At 75.2% G+C, this 6007-nt stretch carries 4 protein-coding genes; all 4 read left to right on the forward strand.

From position 1 onward, the window contains the following. Positions 1-35: 35 nt before the first annotated feature. Positions 36-1442 (forward strand): hypothetical protein, encoded by a 1407-nt coding sequence (locus O145_RS10065; RefSeq protein WP_156966709.1) that lies wholly within the window; start codon positions 36-38, stop codon positions 1440-1442. A 384-nt stretch (positions 1443-1826) separates the two neighbouring features. Further along, positions 1827-4490: a heterodisulfide reductase-related iron-sulfur binding cluster gene (locus tag O145_RS10070; RefSeq protein ID WP_043562595.1), complete on the forward strand. Its 2664-nt coding sequence runs from the start codon at positions 1827-1829 to the stop codon at positions 4488-4490. Between the two features lie 722 nt (positions 4491-5212). Beyond that, positions 5213-5530, forward strand: a complete 318-nt coding sequence (locus tag O145_RS18185; protein ID WP_043562600.1) for a hypothetical protein — start codon at positions 5213-5215, stop codon at positions 5528-5530. Continuing rightward, a partial coding sequence (locus O145_RS19590) for a hypothetical protein (RefSeq protein ID WP_043562602.1) occupies positions 5527-6007 on the forward strand: 481 nt, incomplete at its 3' end. The genes O145_RS18185 and O145_RS19590, both read left to right, overlap by 4 nt.

A 6007-nucleotide genomic window follows, 5' to 3' on the forward strand; every position in this document is an offset into this window, starting at 1 on the left:
GGACCCCCGGGCCGGCTGACGAATAAACACCGCGCTTGTCCCTCGACAGGTCCGAGCACCCGGCCCGGGCCGCCGCCGAAGGAGTCACCATGGGCAAGCGCAGCCTCTACACCGAGGCCGAGATTCTCGCATCCCAGTACATGCTGACGGTCCCGCCGCACCTGGAGGGCGCCGGGCGCGCGCGGGGCGCGGGTCTCGGACCGACTGCCGCGCCCCAGACCGTGTACATCGCCGCGCGGAGCGCCCAGGGCGCCGCGGGCATGGTCTGGTCGGGGCGGGAGGCGCGGGTCGCCTCCTCCTTCGAGCGGGTCGAGTACGTCAACGAGGACGAGTTCTACGACCGGGTCCGCACTCTCCTCGACTTCGCCTACCGCAGCAAGATCACGCGCCAGCTCCACAGCTTCCGGCGCCACGGCGGGAGCTGCGGGGTGAGCCCCTTCTCCCGCCCGTCGTCGGGTCCGGGGGGCGCCGAGGCCCTCGGGACCGGGATCTCCACAGAGTGCCCGGCCTGCGCCGACTTCGCCTGGAACGTGGTATTCGGCCTGGTGTCGCGCAACGAGGACACCGGCGCCGTCGTCACGACGCCGGGGGTCATCGCCAAGCTCAACAGGCGCGGCCGGGCGCCGCTGCCGCTGGTGACCAACCTCGCCGGGTACTACCGCAGGACCGTCGAGAGGGAGACGACCTCCATGTACCGCCACCTGGCGGGCAAGGCCGGAGACCCCACCCGGATGGACGCCAAGCGGGTTCCCGGCGGCCTGCCCGCGGACGCCAAGGAGGTGGTTGCGCTGCTGGTCAACAAGCTCACGGACCGCCGGTGCACCACCATCCCCCTCGACGCCCTCGCCGACCACTACGCCATGCGGCACGCGTGCGACTCCCGGACGGCGGGCGCCCGGGTCAGGCGGATCCTGGCGGAGGCGCAGGCCGAGCTGAGCACGGTGCCCACCGGCGGCACCGACTGGTGGACCAGGAGGGTGGCCGACCCCCTTGAGCGCAACGCCGCTGGCCCCGCGTCCCTCCAGGCGCCCTACGACGTCAAGGCGGACAGCCCGAGGACTGTCGGCGACGTCCTGGGCGGCGAGCTGTCGGCCGCGTCGGGCCAGGGCGGCGATCACCTTCCGGTGGACGGGGCCGGGTACGAGGACGTCGGCGAGTCCTTCCTCTCCCAGCTCGGCCGGGTCAAGAACCAGGTCATCGAGGCCTTCAGCGCCGTCGGCTGCGCGGCCGACCCGGAGGGCGAGCGGGCGCGGGTGCTGGAGCTCGCGCAGGCCGAGATCGGCGCCGTCGTGTCCCTGAACGCGCCCGCAGAGCTCTCGTGCCGCGCCCTGACACGGGCGGGGGTTCGCCGCCTGGCGGCCGAGTGGGCGGACGACCTCGTGGCGTCGGTGGGTGCGCGGGGGGCCGGCGCACGGGAGGCCGGCGCGCACCGGCGGGCCTGAGGCAGGGCGCGGGGCGGGCTGGGCGGGCGGCGGGCCCCGACCTCAACGGAGGTACGTTCACGTCCCCGCCTGTTCCCGCCCGCTCCACGCGGTCACCTGGGCACCCGGGCGCTCGGGCGCCCAGGCGCGCCTCCGTCGCCGAGATCGGTCGAGCTCCGCCCCGAACCGATCTCGGTGCGGAATACGACCGATCTCGGTGCGGATATTGACCGATCTCGGCAAGGGGGCGGCGGAGGGGTAACAGGCGACGGCGGACGGGGCGCCGGAGCGGTTCAGGCGGGAAGACGCGCGAATGAGCGGAGGCGCGGAGCCGCCGGCGACCCCGCGGGCCGCCCCGTGAGCCGCCTCGCGGGCCCCGCCGGCGCAGACAACTAGGCTGACGGCATGACCCCCCTTGCGATCGTGCACCTCATCTGCGCCGTCGTGGTCGCCCTCACCACCGTGGTGGGCGTGGCCGTCTTCGCGCGCGCCTGTTGCACGATCGTGGCCCGCATGCGCGTGGGCCGGCCCGTGGCGCGCGAGCGCCTGCACCCGGTCGGCCGCCGCCTGGTGCGCATGCTCGCCGAGGTCGTCGGGCACACCGCCTTCAGGGGCCGCCCCTGGATCCGCGCCGCCCACTGGCTGGTCATGGTGAGCTTCCCGCTGCTCTTCCTGACCCTGGTGACCGGCTACGGGCAGGTGCTGGCGCGCCCGACCTGGGGGCTGCCGTGGCTCGGCCACCAGGCCTGGTGGGCCTGGGTCGTGGAGGTCACCGCCTGGCTGAGCACCGCCGGCATCCTCCACCTCATCGTGGTCCGACGGCGGAAGACCCGCCGCGCCACCGCCCCGCCCTTCCCCGACGCCGAGGAGGGCGCAGGGCGCCCCCGCACCTCCCGCTTCGCCGGCTCCTCGGCCGCCCAGGCGCACTTCGTGGAGGCCGTGGTGGCCGGCGTCGTCGCCTGCGTCCTGGTGCTGCGCATGCTGGAGCACGCGCGCCTGGCGGTCTCCGACGACGGTGCCGAGCGCGCGCTGGCGGGCTGGACCCACTTCCCGCTGACCGCCTGGAGCGGCCCGCTGCTGGAGCCGCTGGGCGCCACCGGCCTGGCCATCGCCATCACCGTGGTGGCCACCATCAAGGTCGTCATCTCCATGAGCTGGTTCGTCGTCGTCGGACTGCAGCCGTCCATGGGCGTGGCCTGGCACCGTTTCCTGGCCTTCGTCAACCTCTACGCGCGCCGCAACACCGACGGCACCAAGGCGCTCGGCCCGGCCCAGCCGCTGCTCCTGCCCGACGGCGTGCCGCTGACCGCTGGAACCATGGACGACCTGGACGCCGCCATGGAGGCCGCCGAGGAGTCGGGCGGCGAGGTGACCCTGGGCGTGGGGAGGATCCAGGACTTCACCTGGAAGGGCCTGCTGGACTTCTCCACCTGCACCGAGTGCGGCCGCTGCCAGGACCTGTGCCCGGCGTGGAACACGGGCAAGCCCCTGTCCCCCAAGCTCTTCGTGCTGGCGCTGCGCGACCACCACGCCGCCGTCGCCCCCTACCTGCGGGCTGCTGGCGCGCTCGGCGTCGCCCCGGAGGAGGTCACCGAGGAGGTGCTGGCCGAGCGGCGCGCCGGCGGGGGGCTCGCGGGCCGCCTGATCGGCATGACCGACGGCCTGGAGCGCAGCGACCGGTTGGGCCTGGCGCCGGGCAGCGCCCACACCGGCGACGTGCTGGGCGCGCTGCTGGCCGCCAGGGCCGCCCCCTCCGAGTCGGGCGTGGCCGCGCGCCCGGCGCCGCTGGCCGGGGAGGTCATCCCGGCCGACGTGCTGTGGTCGTGCACCACCTGCGGGGCGTGCGTGGACCAGTGCCCGGTCGATATCGAGCACCTCGACCATGTCATCGACGTGCGCCGCCAGCAGGTCCTCATGGAGTCGGCCTTCCCCAAGGAGCTGGGGCAGATGTTCCGCAAGCTGGAGTCCAGGGGGAACCCGTGGGGGCTGGCGCCGCGCAAGCGGATGGACTGGGCCAAGGGGCTGGACTTCGAGGTGCCGGTGGTGGGGGCCGACGTCGAGGACGCCTCCGAGGTCGACTACCTGTTCTGGGTGGGGTGCGCGGGCGCCTTCGAGGACCGGGCCAAGCGGACGACACGGGCGGTGGCCGAGCTTCTGCACGTCGCCGGGGTGAGCTTCGCGGTGCTGGGCGACGCCGAGTCCTGCACGGGCGACCCGGCGCGGCGGGCCGGCAACGAGATCCTCTACCAGATGCTCGCCTCCCAGAACGTCGAGACCCTCACCGAGGCCAAGGCCCAGCGCATTGTGGTGACCTGCGCCCACTGCTTCAACATGATCTCGCGGGAGTACCCGCAGGTCGGCGGGCGCTTCGAGGTGCTGCACTACACCCAGCTGCTGAGCCGCCTCGTGCGCGAGGGGCGGCTGAGGCCGGTGGCGCCGCAGGGCGGTGCGGGGCCGGGGCTGCAGGAGGGGTCGACGGCGGCGGGGGTCGTGGCCGGGCCGGGGAGTGCTGTCGGGCCGGCGACGGCGGGTGCAGGGGCCGGCGCGGCGCCGACGGCGGAGGCCGGCAGCGCCGCCACCCCAGTGGACGCCGCCCCGGGGAGCGCGGCACCGGCGTCGTCGAAGAGTACGGAGAAGCCGGCCAAGGCGGCCGAGCCCGCCGGGGCGGCCGACGTCGTCGAGCCCGATGAGCAGGCCGGGCAGCAGGCCGCCCCGACCGTCACCTACCACGACGCCTGCTACCTGGGCCGCCACAACCGGGTCTACTCCCCGCCGCGCGAGCTGCTGGAGGCGACCGGGGCGACCACGGTGGAGATGCCGCGCAGCCGCGAGACCTCCTTCTGCTGCGGCGGCGGCGGGGCGAAGGCGTTCATGGAGGAGTCGATCGGCACGCGTATCGCGGTCGAGCGCTCCCGGGAGGCCATTGGCACGGGCGCACAGGTGATCGCCACCGCCTGCCCGTTCTGCACCACCATGCTCTCCGACGGCGTCGCCAGCGAGGGCGCGGACGTGCGGGTGGCCGACGTCGCCACCCTCATGCTGGAGGCCGTCCGCCGTGGACAGGAGTGACAACCCCGCCGACCGCCGCGGGCAGCAGCCCGAGTGCGGGGCGTTCCGGACCGCCCGGGCGATGCGGCGGTTCAGGCGCCGGAGCCCCGCCCAGCAGGCGGTACGCACCGCATCAGCGTCCCAGGTCCAGCATCCCGTGCCCCCACCTTCAGATCCACGCCCATCGCGATGCCTGGACCTTCCTCATGTGCCGGCACGGGGAGGGGAGCAGACGACGCGCCGTCAGCCGTCGGGGTGCAGCTGAGAAAACGCCGGCCCCCCGACATCCACTTCCCCGTCGGCGGCCCCGGGCTGCGTCCCACTCTTGAGGACTTCCCCGAGATGCTCATCCACGACCCGGGCATCGACCACCTCGACGGCGCCTTGGACGCACTCGCAGACGCGCGCGTCAGATGGCGGCGAGATCAGGCGCGCCATGGTCGGCGCGGGCCAGGAGACCGTGGCCCGGGTGCCGCGCGGGGCGGGTGGGGGGTCATGCCACCGGAGGGCTGCGCCCCGCGGGGCGGCCCGTCCCACCGGCTCACGGGCTACCGGCCGTCATGTTCGTGCCGGTTCGTTGTGGGTGGGGTGGGGTCTGGCGGGTGGGTGTGTTCGGTTCTGTGGTGTTTCGGGGCGGTGTGGGCTGGGCTACATTGTGTTCTTTCTGTTGTCTCTGCGATAGGCCCCGTGGCCGACTGGGTGCGGCCGACTGGGTGCGGGGGTGTGTGCCTGTGGATCTGGATGTGGTCTTCGATGAGCTGGCTCGTGCCGCGCGCCTGGCCGATGGGTGCGGGCAGGAGGTCGCCGGGGTGGTTGTGGAGGCCGGCGACGGCGGCGCCCTGGGTGAGGCGGCCCTGGTCGGCGCCGCGGCCTCGTTCGCCTCGGTGCGCACCGGCGCGGCCCGGCGGGCCGCGGCCGGGGCGCGGGGCCTGGCCGACGGCGTGCGGCGGGCGGGGGCCCTGCTGGCCGAGGCCGACCAGCGGGCCGCCGACGGCGCCCGCGCCCTGGCCGCCCTGAGCGCCGGGGCCGGGCCGCGGGGCCTTGGGGGCGGTCTGCGGTGACGGGCGGGGACGCTCTGGCGGGTGTGGTGGTCGGCGCGGTGCCCGGCTGCCCGGGCGGGGTGCGGGCCCTGGCCGACTCCTGGAGACTGACGGGGCGCGCCCTGGTCGAGGGCGCCGACCTGGCGGCCGGCGCCCGGGCGGCGACCGCCTCCTGGCAGGGGGCCGCCGCCCGGGCCTTCACCGCCGCCGCCACCGCCCTGACCGGTGATCTGGATGACGGTGCCGAGCGCCTCGAGGCGGGCGCCCGGGCCCTGGAGGGCTACGCCCGGGTCCTGGATCGGGCCGTTGTCGCCGCCGACCAGCTGCGCGCGGCCCTGGCACCCGTCCTGGCCGCCGCCCAGGCGGCTCCCGCCACCGCGCCCGTCGCCGTCGCCGTGATCGCCCGCACCGCAGGCGCCTGGACCAACATCCTCGCAGAGGTCCGCCTCGCCGCCCTCCGCACCGCCACCACCCTCCAGGCCGCAGCAGACGACAACA

The sequence above is a fragment of the Actinomyces israelii DSM 43320 genome (genome assembly GCF_000711965.1).
GTDB lineage: Bacteria > Actinomycetota > Actinomycetes > Actinomycetales > Actinomycetaceae > Actinomyces > Actinomyces israelii.

Excerpts from the sequence above, each read along its gene's own strand:
- O145_RS10070 (WP_043562595.1), top strand. The coding sequence starts at position 1,827 with ATGACCCCCCTTGCGATCGTGCACCTCATCTGCGCCGTCGTGGTCGCC.